The sequence below is a fragment of the Nitrospirillum bahiense genome, assembly GCF_007828025.1.
Classification (GTDB): domain Bacteria; phylum Pseudomonadota; class Alphaproteobacteria; order Azospirillales; family Azospirillaceae; genus Nitrospirillum; species Nitrospirillum amazonense.
The window spans coordinates 268,793-281,888 of sequence record NZ_VITO01000002.1 but is presented as its reverse complement, the minus strand read 5'-3'; the positions used below and the strand labels follow the sequence as shown (position 1 = coordinate 281,888).

15 protein-coding genes are annotated in these 13,096 nt (G+C 69.0%); 6 read left to right on the top strand and 9 right to left on the bottom strand.

The annotated features are described in order from the left end of the window. Positions 1-12 precede the first annotated feature (12 nt). Both flgC and flgB read right to left on the bottom strand, forming a co-directional pair. Positions 13-423, bottom strand: a complete 411-nt coding sequence (gene flgC, locus FBZ88_RS03925; protein WP_145615523.1) for a flagellar basal body rod protein FlgC — start codon at positions 421-423, stop codon at positions 13-15. A 73-nt stretch (positions 424-496) separates the two neighbouring features. Next, positions 497-904: a flagellar basal body rod protein FlgB gene (gene flgB / locus FBZ88_RS03920; protein ID WP_145615522.1), complete on the bottom strand. Its 408-nt coding sequence runs from the start codon at positions 902-904 to the stop codon at positions 497-499. 396 nt (positions 905-1,300) lie between these two features. Here flgB and FBZ88_RS30695 point away from each other — a divergent pair, with 396 nt between their 5' ends. From FBZ88_RS30695 to FBZ88_RS03890, 6 genes are all read left to right on the top strand, one after another. Further along, positions 1,301-1,714: an EscU/YscU/HrcU family type III secretion system export apparatus switch protein gene (locus FBZ88_RS30695; RefSeq protein WP_326485934.1), complete on the top strand. Its 414-nt coding sequence runs from the start codon at positions 1,301-1,303 to the stop codon at positions 1,712-1,714. Next, entirely contained in the window at positions 1,711-2,043 is a 333-nt protein-coding gene (locus FBZ88_RS03910; protein WP_145615521.1) for a hypothetical protein, read from the top strand. Before FBZ88_RS30695 ends, FBZ88_RS03910 begins: the two co-directional genes overlap by 4 nt. Then, positions 2,033-2,395: a FliO/MopB family protein gene (locus FBZ88_RS03905; RefSeq protein ID WP_246138480.1), complete on the top strand. Its 363-nt coding sequence runs from the start codon at positions 2,033-2,035 to the stop codon at positions 2,393-2,395. The genes FBZ88_RS03910 and FBZ88_RS03905 overlap by 11 nt, the downstream gene beginning before the upstream one ends. Next, positions 2,392-3,165, top strand: coding sequence for a flagellar type III secretion system pore protein FliP (gene fliP, locus FBZ88_RS03900; RefSeq protein ID WP_145615520.1), 774 nt, complete (start codon positions 2,392-2,394; stop codon positions 3,163-3,165). The genes FBZ88_RS03905 and fliP overlap by 4 nt, the downstream gene beginning before the upstream one ends. A 67-nt stretch (positions 3,166-3,232) precedes the next feature. Continuing rightward, entirely contained in the window at positions 3,233-3,688 is a 456-nt protein-coding gene (locus FBZ88_RS03895) for a hypothetical protein (RefSeq protein ID WP_145615519.1), read from the top strand. Between the two features lie 123 nt (positions 3,689-3,811). Then, on the top strand, positions 3,812-4,267 hold the full coding sequence (locus FBZ88_RS03890) for an STY0301 family protein (protein ID WP_145615518.1): 456 nt from the start codon (positions 3,812-3,814) through the stop codon (positions 4,265-4,267). A gap of 18 nt (positions 4,268-4,285) precedes the next feature. Here FBZ88_RS03890 and FBZ88_RS31245 read toward each other — a convergent pair whose 3' ends face one another. From FBZ88_RS31245 to fliM, 7 genes are all read right to left on the bottom strand, one after another. Next, on the bottom strand, positions 4,286-7,744 hold the full coding sequence (locus FBZ88_RS31245; protein ID WP_145615517.1) for a tetratricopeptide repeat protein: 3,459 nt from the start codon (positions 7,742-7,744) through the stop codon (positions 4,286-4,288). Then, a complete protein-coding gene (locus tag FBZ88_RS03880; protein ID WP_145615516.1) occupies positions 7,741-8,505 on the bottom strand; it encodes an OmpA/MotB family protein in 765 nt (254 codons plus the stop codon). The genes FBZ88_RS31245 and FBZ88_RS03880 overlap by 4 nt, the downstream gene beginning before the upstream one ends. After that, positions 8,502-9,191, bottom strand: a complete 690-nt coding sequence (locus FBZ88_RS03875; RefSeq protein ID WP_186464187.1) for a flagellar motor protein MotB — start codon at positions 9,189-9,191, stop codon at positions 8,502-8,504. The genes FBZ88_RS03880 and FBZ88_RS03875 overlap by 4 nt, the downstream gene beginning before the upstream one ends. A 64-nt stretch (positions 9,192-9,255) precedes the next feature. Continuing rightward, positions 9,256-9,918: a protein phosphatase CheZ gene (locus tag FBZ88_RS03870; RefSeq protein ID WP_145615514.1), complete on the bottom strand. Its 663-nt coding sequence runs from the start codon at positions 9,916-9,918 to the stop codon at positions 9,256-9,258. A gap of 88 nt (positions 9,919-10,006) precedes the next feature. After that, a complete protein-coding gene (locus tag FBZ88_RS03865; protein WP_145615513.1) occupies positions 10,007-10,768 on the bottom strand; it encodes a MotE family protein in 762 nt (253 codons plus the stop codon). Positions 10,769-10,944: 176 nt separating this feature from the next. Beyond that, complete coding sequence (locus FBZ88_RS03860) at positions 10,945-11,871, bottom strand: DUF6468 domain-containing protein (protein ID WP_145615512.1); 927 nt, start codon at positions 11,869-11,871, stop codon at positions 10,945-10,947. Beyond that, positions 11,868-12,947: a flagellar motor switch protein FliM gene (gene fliM / locus FBZ88_RS03855; protein ID WP_004271642.1), complete on the bottom strand. Its 1,080-nt coding sequence runs from the start codon at positions 12,945-12,947 to the stop codon at positions 11,868-11,870. The genes FBZ88_RS03860 and fliM overlap by 4 nt, the downstream gene beginning before the upstream one ends. Between the last annotated feature and the right edge of the window lie 149 nt (positions 12,948-13,096).

Genomic DNA, 13,096 nt, shown 5'->3' with positions numbered 1-13,096 from the left:
CCGGTTCGCGGCTCAGTTGCGCAGCAGGTCGATGGTCTTGGTCAGCATGGTACGGGTGGCGTCGATGACACCCAGGTTGGCCTCATACGACCGCTGAGCCTCGCGCATGTCCATCGATTCCACCAGGCCGTTGACGTTGGGCATCAGCACATAGCCCTCGCTGTCGGCGCTGGGATGGCCGGGGTCGAACTTGCGCTGGAAGTCGCTGCGGTCGACATCGACCTTCTTCACGTTGACGGTGTTGATGCCCAGCGCCTTGTCCAGGCTGTTGGCGAACAGCACCACCTTGCGGCGGTAGGGCAGGTCGCCCGGGCTGGCGGCCGTGCTGTCGGTGTTGGCCAGGTTCTCCGCGATGATGCGCAGGCGGGTGCCCTGCGCCTTCATCCCGGCGGTGGACAAGTTCAGCGCGTTCATCAAATCCATCGGAACCCTCGTCCCACAACCTTGAAATCTAAAATACCAGGCGAACCATCAAGAACACGTTAACCAGAACCGGTCAGCCGGAGCCCTTGCCCAGGGCCATCTTCAGCATGCCGATCTGCTTGCGGTAGAGGTTGGTCAGCGCCTGGAAATCAATGGCGTTCTGGCCGATCTTGGTCATCTGATCCTCCAGCACCACGGCGTTGCCGGTGGGCGAGGTCTCATAGGCGGTTCGATCCTTGGCGGAGCGGAAGCCGCCCGCGCCCGTGCCGCTGGACGCCAGGTGGGCCGGGTCCGTCGACACCAGCTCCAGATGGCCGGCCTCGCGCAGCTGATGCTTGAAATCGAAAGGCACCAGGTCCTGCGCCTGATAGTTCGGCGTGTCGGAATTGGAGACGTTCTGCGCCAGGACCTCCTGGCGCTGGTTGTCCCAGGCCATCTTGTCCGACATCAGCTTGAAGATACCCAGCCTGTTCAGGTCCATGATCCGTACTCACCTACCCCATAAGGGTCAAACCAGGGGTCACCATCCCCAAATGCGCCAAACACCAGGCCCAGGCACCCCTACCGCGATAGATGGGTCATATGCACAGGGTCATATGCAATCTGCAAGCCATCGCCCGGAGAATCGCTCTAAACCAAATGGGATTCCAGCATTTTTTGCCGGCATCCACGTCCTGGATCCGGGCACCGGTCCGGCATCCCCGCATTTTCCAACGACAGTAGCGTTTCGGGCCCATCGGCGACGCCCTGTCAGGCGGCTGCCCATTTGCGTCCGGGGGCGGCGGGATATACCCTGGCCCCGTCCCTGCATGTGCCGACCAGGCCCCATATGGCCGGCCGGTGCCGCTTTTCAATTCAACGAAGGACTCATCCCCCTTTGCCCTCTGGCCCCCCGCCCCAGGACCCCAAGGACGACAGTGACAAGCCCCGCCGCCAGGTGGCCGTGGCCTTGCAGCACATGGCCGAGGGCTTGCCCCGCATCGTCGCCACCGGCCAGGGCGCCGTGGCCGAGCAGATCCTGGAGCTGGCCTTCGCCAACGGCGTGAAGGTGCGGCAGGATGCGGACCTGGCGGATATCCTGTCGGTCATCGACATCGACAGCGAAATTCCCATCGAGGCGCTGGCGGCAGTGGCGGAAATCCTGGCCCACGTCTACCGTGCCAACGGCCGCCTCAGCAGCGGCGTCCCGCTGGATGCACCCTTCCCCGGGGGCGTCCAGCCCCCCAACCCTTATGGCCAGGCCCCCGGTCCGGGGCCCGGCACCACGTCCGGAACACCGCCGCTCAGATGACCCCGCTCCTTTCCCCCCAAGCGGATGCCTTGGCCACGGCCATGGACGACCTGCTGGCCATCCTGAACCGCACCGCCGACCTTGTCGCGGCCGGCGACGCGGTGGAGTTCGCCGGCCTGGAGGATGAAGCCACTGCATTATGCAATGCAGTTGTCCAGTTGCCGCCGCAGGAAGCCCGATCCTTCCTGCCGCGACTGGAGGACGTGCTGGCGGCCCTGGAGCGGCTGGAGACGGTGGTGAGGAAGGCCAATGAGCTGACGCAGGGCAAGGCCACGGTGGGCCGGGCGGCCGCCGCCTACCGCCGGGCCGAAGATCCGGATGTCGGCTGACCCCATGGCCACCTCCGCCGCCTATTATGTCTACGCCGCCCTGATGCTGGGCCTGGTGCTGGGCTTCATCCTGGTCACCGGCTGGCTGGTGCGTCGCTTCGGCGGCGGCGCCCTCATGCGCCTGCCTGGCCGGGCCCAGCGCCGCCTGGGCGTGGTGGAAGCCATGGCCCTGGACCCGCGCCGCCGCCTGGTGCTGATCCGGCGCGATGGGGTGGAGCATCTGCTGCTGCTGGGCGGCACCCAGGACCTGCACCTGGAGGGCCCCATACCGCCGGGCGGCACCTCCACCTTCGAGACCGTTCTGAACGAGGCCGCCGCCCCGATGGCGCCCGCCCCGGGGCCTGTACCATGAGCACCACCCCCAGCCCCCCCTCCCGCCTGTTCCGCTGGGGCGTGCCCCTCCTGGCCATCCTGCTGACGGTGGCGGCCTCGCTGCTGGCCGGCACCGCCTATGCGCAAAGCCTGAACCTGGACCTGGGCTCGCAGGGGGGCAGTTCAACCAGCCGCATCATCCAGCTGGTGGTGCTGATCAGCGTGCTGTCGGTGGCGCCCAGCATCCTGGTGATGATGACCAGCTTCGTGCGCATCATCATCGTGCTGGGCTTCCTGCGCTCCGCCATGGGCACGCAGCAGGTGCCGCCCAACCAGGTGATGCTGAGCCTGGCCCTGTTCCTCACCTTCTTCATCATGGCGCCCACCTTCCAGGCGTCCTACGACGCGGGCATCAAACCCATGATCGATGAACAGGTGGATGAACTGACGGGCCTGAAGAACGCCGTCGTCCCCTTCCAGGACTTCATGCTGAAGCACACGCGGGAACGCGACCTGCAGCTGTTCACCGACATCGCCAAGATCGACAAGGTGACGACAGCCAAGGACCTGCCCATCCAGGTGGTCATCCCCGCCTTCATGCTGTCCGAGCTCAAGCGCTCGTTCGAGATCGGCTTCCTGGTGTTCGTGCCCTTCCTGGTCATCGACATGGTGGTGTCGTCGGTGCTGCAGTCCATGGGCATGATGATGCTGCCGCCGGCCATGATCTCCCTGCCGTTCAAGATCATCTTCTTCGTGCTGGTGGACGGCTGGTACCTGATCGTCGGCAGCTTGGTGAAAAGCTTCGGATAGCGCCGCGCCTCGGCGCCGACGCGGCACAGCGGAATAAGGGACCCGGCCTGCGGTGAAGCCATACGACATGCCCGAGCGGCCCGGAATCCTTGCGCTGATCAGCCTTCTGAGAAGAAGCTACGCCGCGAACGCCGGCGTATTCGCCGCTCTGATAGTCATGGCTGCGTTCGTCCTGAATTGTCCGGGGATCTTGATTGAAAGAACAACCATAGTGCACCGCATTGCCGATCCTGCGCTCATGCTGATCGGCCTAATTGGAAGCGTCTTTAGAATCAGGTTTCTTCGGGCCGTTGGGTGGCTTGGATATGTTTGGTTCTTTCCAGTTGTGTTGTTTGCCACACCGGACTTGGATCACTTCACGCCCGAGCTACTGGGATTTCCGATTTTTTGGAGGGTATCGGTAACTGGGTCCTTGTGTCTGGCGTTATTGATCTTTTTCAAAGTCTTGGCGTTGAAACGTTGGGACGAACAACGACACGCGCTCGCGCGGCAAGTGGTGGCATTCAGCTTTGGCGGAAAGTAATCGCAACAAAGTGTGGGGCGCTTTGCCGCTGTACGGCAGGCTCGCCCATCCTAAATTCGTATAAGGCGTGGGCACCAAAGCCCCGCCCCGTGACCTTGAGTCCACATGACCCGAGTGAGGAAAATGAAGAAGGTTCTGACCAGCGGTCTGCTGTCCCTGTTCGCCGTCACCGCCGTCACCGGGTTGGGGGCCGGCCAGGCGGCCGCCCAGGCCGGCCCGCAGTGCCCCAAGACCCTGCCGGTGACCGAGACGGTCAAGGACGTACCGGCCGGCTTCAAGGCCTACCAGGACGGCACCCCGCCCAAGGCGCCGGACGGCAGCGCCCTGCCCCTGCCGCTGGCCGCCATCCTGTTCTGGAACGGCGAACCCGGCGGCCAGCCGCCCCTGCCCCCGGCCGCCCAGTCGCGCACGGCGCTGACCTGGCAGTTCACGCCGGCCCAGGCCCAGAACCTGTGGATGGCCTGCGCCTACGACGCCACCGCCATCATGATCGCGTCCAAGATGCCGGCCAGCGTCCACACTTGCACCGTGACCCTGTCGCCCGACGGCAACATGGCCGCCGGCCTCAACTGCCAGTAAGTCGCTGAAGAACCCCGCTCAGCGCCGCTGGCTCGCCGGCGCTGGCGGGGCCGCGGCGGGCGTCGACGGCGCTGTCGACGCCGTGGGTGGCGGGCCGCCGGCCGGTTGACCACCACCCGGCGGTGCCACGGCGCTGGGCGCCCCTTCGCCGGCTGGCGCGGCGGCCGCCGGTGTTTCACCCGGCACGGCCGCCCCCTGGGTCTGGCGGGTGCGGTAGCTGTCCAGGAAACTCTTGAACAGGTCGATTTCCTTGACCTGGTTCTGGATGGTGGCGGCGTCCAGCAGGCCGTTGGCCTCGGTCGGGCGGGTCATCACCTGGAACATGTTGGAATCCGGCCCCTTGTCCATCGACGGGCCGAAATCGGTGCGCAGCTTTTGCAGGCCCGGCAGATCCTGGGCCAGCGACAGGGCCACGGCCCGGTTCACCACCAGGCGCGAAATGGTGGGATCGATGGGCTGGCCGGCGGCCGGCGGTGGGCCGATGACATCGGCCAGGGCCTGGGCCGCCAGCGGCCACTGCTTGGCATGCCAGGCGATGTCGATGCGCATCAGGTTGGCGGGGCGGGAATTGTCCTGCTTCAGCAGGGCCACGGCCTCCGGCCCCTTGTCGGTGCGCGACAGGGCGCGGGCGCGCAGCAACCGGCGTTCCGCCGCCATGGTGTCGGGAATACCCGCCACTTCCGACTGGTCCAGCGCCGCCAGCGCCTTGTCCGGCTGGTTGTTCAGCAGGCGGATGGCCGCCTCGCGCGTGCCCACCTGGGCCTTCTGCTCCCCCTGCAGGCGGTACTGCACCTGGCGGTCCAGCAGTTCGGCCGCGCGGTCCAGCAGGTCCACGTCCACCAATCGTTCCGCCAGCACGCGGATGACCGTGTCACCGTCGGGCCCCGGGGGCGTCAGCTCCTTATACTGTTCATACAGCGACAGCGCTTCCAAGGGCGGCATCTTGTCGGCACCGTTGCGTACGAACAGGCCGGTGAAGGTGTCCGTCATCTGCTTGGTGATCAGCGGCGCCTCGGGGCTGTTGGGGAACAGGGTGATGGCGCGCTTCATGGTGTCGAAGGCCTGGGGGAAGTTGCCGGCCTTGATGTGCAGGTCGGCCAGGCGGCGCAGGATGTGCAGTTCCAGGTCATCGCCCGTCCAGGCGAAGCGCATCTTCTCCATCTGCTCCGCCGCCTTGGCGGGGGTCAGCTTGCCGGCGGCCAGTTCCTCATCCACCAGGGCCATGCGGGCCTTGGTGCGGTAGAGGCGGTCCGTCCCCTCCGTCGCCGCGCGGTAGGAATCGATGGCCTTTTCATGGTCGCCCGCCAGGCGCGCCGCCTCACCGCGCAGGTAGTTGATGGCGGTCTCCGCCGGCCCCTTGTTGACGCCGCGCTTCACCAGCCGGTCCAGCAGGGTGTTGGCCGTGTCCACATCGCCTTTGGCCAACGCCGCCTCCGTCGCGGCCAGGCTGAAGCGGGTGTTGAACGGCTCGGGATAGGTCCGCAGCAATTCCCGGCGGCTCTGGAACAGGCGATAGGCGGTGTCGTCGTCACCGGTGGTGTGGGCGGCATAGGCGCGCCACAGGGCCACGTCCGGCTCATTCTGCAGGGCCGGGGCCGTCAGGTCGTCCAGGCCGCCCTTGGCATCGCCCGTCAGGATGCGGGCGGTGCCGCGCACGGCCGCGAATTCCGCCCGCTTCTCCAAATCCGGCTGGTCCTTGCGCGCCATCTCCAGCAGGCCCAGCGCCTCCTGCCCGAAGCCGTTGCCGGCATAGAAGCGGGCCAGATCCAGGCGCAGCTTGGGCCGATCGTCCGGCGGGGCCTTGACGATCTCGTTCATCACGCGCTCGCGGCCGGCCACGAAGCCGTTGGGGTCCACTTTGGCCCAGCGCTGGAAGTCAAAGAAGCGGTCGGGCTCCACCACCGGCGGCGGCGGGGCGGCGGTGGCGATGTCGGTGGAGGGGGAGAGGCGCAGGCCGCCCGGCACCGTCAGCTCAACACCCTCCTTGGCCGGCTGCACCAGCAGGCGTTCATCGATGGGGCGGATGACCACGCCTTGGGCCGTGGGCAGGAACTGCGCCTCGGCATAGCGCAGCGTCACTGGCGTCAGCTGCGGCGCCGGACTCATGGGGATGATCTTCAGCGTATCGCCCACCACCGGGTCGGAGAAGGTGAAGACCTTCACCGGCTTGGGCGTCTTCACCACCAGGCGCGGGCCCAAGGCGAAGTCGGGGTCGGTCACCACCGGCACGCCCGCCGGCGCGCCCTCAGCCGGCGCGGTCGGGGCGTGGTCGAAGGTGATGCGGTAGCCGGTGGCGCCCTCGCCCGTCACCTTGGGCTCCAGCACGGCCGGCGCCGGCAGACGGAAGCCGGTGCCGCCGGTGAAGGCGACCGGCTCCACCTGGCCCAGCACCGCCGGCTGGTTGGCGGGTTGCGTGGGCGCGGTGGTGGGCGGCACCACGCGGTCGAACAGCACGTACAGCCAGCCGGCCCGCGCGAACACCACCACCGCCGAGGGTTGGCCGGGATCAAATACCAAGGTGGGCGGTGGGGCCGGCGGAGCGTCGGCGCCCGGCTGGGCAGCCGTGGCGTCCGTCGCCGCCTCGGGCGCCGAAGCGCCAGGCGGATGCGCCGCCACCGGGGGGGCGCCATGCTCACCGGCCGGTGCGGACTTGGCCTCGGCTGTCTTCGCTTCCGGTGCCTTGGCGGGCTGGGTCACCTGTGCCGCGGCCTTGGCCGCAGCTTCTTTCGCCGCGGCATCCTTGGCGGCCTGCTGCTGCTGGATCAGGTACAGCGGCTGGCCTTCCTTGGCCGCGCGCGGATCGGCCGGTGGTGCTGCCACCGAGGGCGGAGCGCCACTGGCGGCCGGGCCAGCCGGCGGCCCACTGGTCGGGCCATTTGGCGGCAGGGCGGCAGCTTGGGTGGGCGCGGGAGCGGGTACTACCACCGGCGTCTTGGCGGCGGAGGCCGCCTTCTCTGCCGGGGGCGCCGAGGTGGTGGTGCTGGCCGGGGCCGGTGGGGCGCCAGGCTTCCCGTCGCCCACGTCGATGACGACCTTGTCGCCGGAGCGGGACTGTTCGACCGTCGCATTGGCGGGGATGGTCAGAGCGATGGTCAGACCGGGACCGTCCGCCACCGCCTCCACCCCCGAAATGCGGGGGGAGCCGGCCTTGCGGGCGGCGCCCAGGTCGGCCTTGGCCGGCTTGTCGAAATGGATCAGCAGCTTGCCGCCGTCGCGCTCCAGCGTCGACTTGACCGGTCCCGCCCAGTCGAACACCAGGCGGCTGCGGCCGGGATGTTCACCGGCGCGCACCGCCACCGTGGGCAGGGCGGCGGCCGCCTCCGCCGGTTGCGCGGCCGCAGGCTGGGCGGCGGCGGGCTGGGTGGTGGTGGGCGGCGCCTCCCTGGTCTCCGGGGGGGCGGCCAGGGCGGATGGCGCCGCCAGCGCCAGGGCGGCAACCATCAGCAGGGAGCGGAAAAGCGGGGCGTAAGCGGTCATGACGGGGGCTTGCCGTCCCGGGCGGCGTATTCACGGATGACGATGTCGATGCGGCGGTCGGCCGTGGCCCGGTCGGCGTCGGTCGCGGTGCCCGGACCGGCGCCGCCGGCCTGGCCGCGCACGGTGATGGGCTCGGCATAGCCCGCGCGGGCCAGCGCCAGGGCGATGGTGCGGCCGCGCGCCAACGACAGTTCCCAGTTGGACGGATAGGCGGCGTTGGCGGTGGCGCCGGGCGCGACGGAGTTGGGGCCGATGGGGCTGGGGCCAATGGTGTTGAGGTCGGTATGGCCCACGACCTCAACCGCGTTTGCGACGTTGCTGACCACCCCGCCCAGCGCGAACAGGATGGCGGACCCGGCGGAGGACAGGGTGGTGGCACCGGGGGCGAACAGCGCCTCCTCCGGCAGGGCGGCCACCAGACGGTCGCCCGCGTGGATGACGCGGACGGCCGCCAAGGCCGGGTCGCTGGAGAGCTGGCGTTCCATCACCCGGCCCAAATAGCCCAGGTCGGTGGCCTTGCCCTGATCCAGGTTGCCATTGCCGTGCTGCTCGGCAGGGGAACCGCCGAAGATGGCCTGCAACACCTGGTCCCGCCGCGCGTCGGGGGCCGTCATGCCGTACAGCATGACGAAGAACGACAGCATCAGGCAGACGAAATCGGTGAAGGATATCAGCCAAATGCGCTTGGGCGCCTGGACCTTGGGCGCCAGAGACGGCAGGAAGCCCGGGATGGGCGGCGGCAGGGCATCGGGTTCAGTCATGGCCGTGTCTCCGCCGCCGGCGTCACCGGAACCGCCGGCAGGCCGGCACGCGGCAGCCGGGCGCGGAACAGGAAGCGCACCGTGTCCGCCCTGCCCTTCTCCACCCCCACGGTCATGGCGCGCGGGGACACGCCGGCCGCAGCCAGGGTGCGGGCCATGGCGCCGGCCTGGAACACGGGCAGGCTGGCGCCGGGGTTGCCGCCGTCGCCCACCAGGAACTCCAGGTCGATCTCCAGCCCCGTCTCCTCATCCGGGCGCACGGCCTCGGCCATCTGGTGCCACACACCCTCGCGGCCGGGCAGGACGGTGACGATGGTACCGCCCCCCTCCGCCGCCGCTGTGGCGAACAGGCTGGATGTCGGCATGGTCGCGGCCAGGGTGCCGCCCTTGCCGCCCTGGTCGATGACGGCGTCGGGCATCACGGCCACCAGGCGGCGGCCCACGGCGCCCAGGCGCTCATCCGCACGGGCCAGGGCGGCCTGCGCCGCCGGCCCCTGGGTGAGGGTGACGCCGAACGCGTCCTGCACGGCCTGCACGACGGCGTCGAACTTGCGGTTCTCAAAGGTGGACAGCGAGGTCAGCAGGATGAAGAACGCCAGCAGCAGGAAAAATACCGACAGGTAGAGGACGAAGACCCCGCCCTCCTCCTGGGCGATCTTCCGTCCCCCCGACACCAGCCCCGCCATGGGCCGGTTCCTGGACGCCCCAACCGTCATACCCGTCGCCTTTGGGCCCATCGCCTCTGAAGACTCAGTCGAAGCTCGCCAGCAGGCGGTCGATCTCATCCTGGTCGATGGCCCGGCCGGGCAGCTGGGGCCCATGCAGCAGGAAGTTATCGTCGGATGCGCCGCCGGCCGGCGTGTCGGCGGCGGGCGGGCCGTCGGGGTGGCGACGCTGCACGTCTTCGCCGAAGGCCACCAGCATGGCCTCCACCTTGGCCTCGATATGCTTCAGCGCCTTCACCACCTTGGTGATGCGCTGGCCGGTGATGTCCTGGAAGTTGCAGGCCTCATAGATGCCGGTGGTGATGTCCATCATCTTGGACGACACCTCCGGCGTCACATCGCCAGCCATGCCCATCAGCTGGTCGCAGGCGTCCATGATGCGGTTGGTGGCATCCTCCGTGGCGCCCACCACGGCGTCCAGTTCATCCGTGGCGCGGGGAATGTGTTCGGCGTGGATGTCGCTGGGCTGCAGCGCCGCGATTTCCTTCTTGGCGTTGTGGATGAAACGGGCCAGGCCCTCCAGCTCGCCATAAAGCTTGATGTCGTGCTGGGTCACGTCGCCGCCCATGGAGGCGACGACGGTGGAGACGATCTGGGCGACCTCTTCCCGCGACAAGGGCTGGCGGGCCTGGGAGCGGGCGGCATCCAGCCGGTCCTGAAGGATCGGGTCGGCGGCGGGGCGGATCATGGCGGCTCTCGTCTCGTCAAATGGGCCGGTTATCGGGCCTGGTGGCGGCTGGGTTGGGGTTGAGTTTGAGTGCGGTTGGCGGGCGCGCTCATTGCGGCACGCTGGGCAGTCGTTTGCGGTCAGCCAGCATGGTGGTCACCTGCTCCGCCCGCTTGGGCGTCATGGCGGCCAGCACCGGGGCGGCCTTGGCCTCCTTCATGCGGCTGATCACGTTCAGCAGCACCTTGTCGTCCATGGCCTCGAAGATGCGGGCGGCCTCGGCCGGCTTCATCGTCTCGTAAATCTTCACCAGGCTGTCCAGCTGCTGCGCCTGGTCGGCGTTGACCTGATTGACCAAGCCATCCAGCTGCTTTTTCAGCGCCTGCATCTCCGCCAGCTTCTGGTCCAGCCGCTGGCTCGCCACCTGCAGCATGGCCTCGCGCTGGTCCAGGTCGCGCTCGCGGCTGTCCAGGGCCTCGCGCCGTTCCGCCAGGCGCTGCAGCAGCTCCACATCCTTGGGCGTGAAAGTCTGGCCGTCGGTGGGGCTGCCGGAAGGCTCGGGCTTGCCTCCCTCCGCCTTGGCCTCCCCTTTCGCGGCACCCTCGGCGGGCTTGGCGGCCGGGGCGGCAGCGGGTGTCTGGGAAGCGGGTGTCTGGCCAGAAGGCGTTTGCGGGGCGGGCTTCTCCGGCGCCGGGCTCTGCGCCTTGGCGGCCGGTACGTCGGGCGGGGCAGCACCCACGGTCAGCGTCCACCACATGTCCCCCGCCCGCGCCCCCAGCAGCAGCACGGCGGCGAAGATCGTGGCCGGCAGCAAGCGCACGCGCAGGCGGCGCCACAGCGGGACCTTGGGGGCCTCGTCCTTCCTGGCCACGCGGCCCTTGCCCGCAGTGGCCCGCGTCCCCGCCGGGCGCGCGCCCGCCGACGCCGGACGCTGTGTCCGGGGCGCCTGGGGGGCGACGGCCTTGGGGACAGCCGCGGTCGGGGATGCCCCAGGCGTTGTAAGGGCGGCCGTCGGCCGGCCTTGCCGGGGAGCCGAAGGTTCAGCCGTCATTGACGCATGTTCTCCAAGGCCTGGAGCAATTCACGCTCCGCGCGCGAGCGGGCCTCGGGCAGGGTGCCGCCCGCCTGGCCGCCGGCGGCCTCGCCCCCGGCAGAGGCACCCGGTGCTGGCAGGCGCGCGGGCGCCGGGCGCGGCGCGGGGCGGTTGTCGTCCAGGCCGGCATCGTTGTCATAGCGGTCGCCCGGCCGCTCGGGCCGGGGGGCACGTTCCCCGGCCAGACGTTCGGCCATTTGCCGCTCGGCGATCTGGCGTTCCGCCGCCATCCGTTCGGCCAGCTGGCGTTCGGCGATGGAGCGTTCAGCGGGCCGTTCCTGGCCGCCACGCTCCCCCTCCAGCCGCGCCGGCAGCGGGCGCGGATCGGGGCGGATGCCATCTGGGCGAATACCGTCTGGGCGCATGCTGGCGGCGGCGCGTGGCGCTTCGGACCGGTGGCCATTCACGCCGCCTGCCATGCCCCCACTGGCAATACCCCCACTGGCCATGCCCCCGCTGGCGACGCTGCCGCGCAGGGCTTCCGCCCGGGGTAGGTCACGGGGTTCCGGCCGGCTGTCGCGCGCCGGCTCCGGTGGCGCGGCGTTGGCGCGGGCGCGCCCGGCGGCGCCCTCCAAGCGCGCGGCCAGGGCATCGGCCGCCTGGGTCATCTGCTCCAGCTCTTCCCGCATCTTGTCGGCGCGGCCGATCAGGTATTGCAGCGCCTCGCCGGACTCGGCGGCGGCCTTGCGCATGCCCTTCACGCCGGCGTCGGCCTGGGCGGTGGCCTCGCTGAATTCCCGCACCAGGGCCTCCATCTCGCCCCGGCTGTCGCGCAGCTGGGCGATCTGGCGGTTCAGGCGCAGGGCGTAAACGATGGTGGCGACCAACAGGCCGCCGACCACCACATCCAAGGCCAGGGAAAGCAGGATGGTCAGGCTCATGTCGGCGCGGTCTCCGGCTTGGGCGCCTCGCGGTCGATGCGGACCGCGATGTTGCCGCCCTTCCGTCCCATGCGGCCCAGGAACATGGGCACGTCGCCGCACCGCAGCTCGATGGTGTCGTCCGGCGCCACGTTCAGCAGCACGCGCGACCCCACCTTCCAGTTCAGCACGTCGTAGAGCGACAGCGTGATTTCATCCAGCACCGCCGACAGGTGCACGTCGGTCATCCACAGCTCGCTGGCCAAGTGGGTTTCCCAGATGCTGTCGCGGCCGAACTTTTCACCCATGAACATCTGCAGCAGCAGTTCGCGCACGGGTTCCAGGGTGGCGTAGGGGATCAGCAGTTCCAGGCGGCCGCCGCGATCCTCCATGTCGATGCGCAGCTTCACCAGCACGGCGGCGTTGGCCTGGCGGGCGATGGTGGCGAAACGCGGGTTGGTTTCCAGCCGGTCGAAGCGGAAGGTGACGGGCGACAGGGGGTCGAAGGCGGCCGACAGATCGGACAGCACCACGTGCACCATGCGCTCCACCAGGTTGCGCTCGATGGTGGTGTAGGGGCGGCCCTCGATACGCATGGCCGCCGTGCCGCGCCGGCCGCCCAACAGCACGTCGACGATGGAATAGATCAGCGCCGAATCGATGACCATCAGGCCATAGTTGTCCCATTCCTCCGCCTTGCAGACGGCCAGCATGGCGGGCAGCGGGATGGAATTGAGATAGTCGCCGAAACGGACCGAGGAGATCTGGTCCAGGCTGACTTCCACGTTGTCGGAGGTGAAGTTGCGCAGGGAGGTCGACATCATGCGGACCAGGCGGTCGAAGACCACCTCCAGCATGGGCAGGCGTTCGTAGTTGACCAGCGCCGAGTTGACCAGCGCCATGATGCCGGAATTGTCGCCGTCACCGGCGCCATCCTTGTCGAAGCCCAGCAGGCTGTCGATTTCATCCTGGTTCAGGACGCGGGTGGCCCCGCCGCCCATGTCGCCAAAGCCACTGTCGCCGGCGCCCTCATCCGCCAAGGCCGCCCATTCGGCGGCCATGCGTTCCTCTTCACTCAGCTCCTGCGGATCCGGCATCGGTCAGCGCTCCAGCGTCCAAAACGCGCATGCGGGGCCCCGGCCCCCCAAGGACCACCCATCAGGAAACCGGGCGGGGCGCCGAATGTTCAGAAACATGCACGTACCAGGCCATACTACGATCAGCGGGGCGGCAATATCCATGCCAG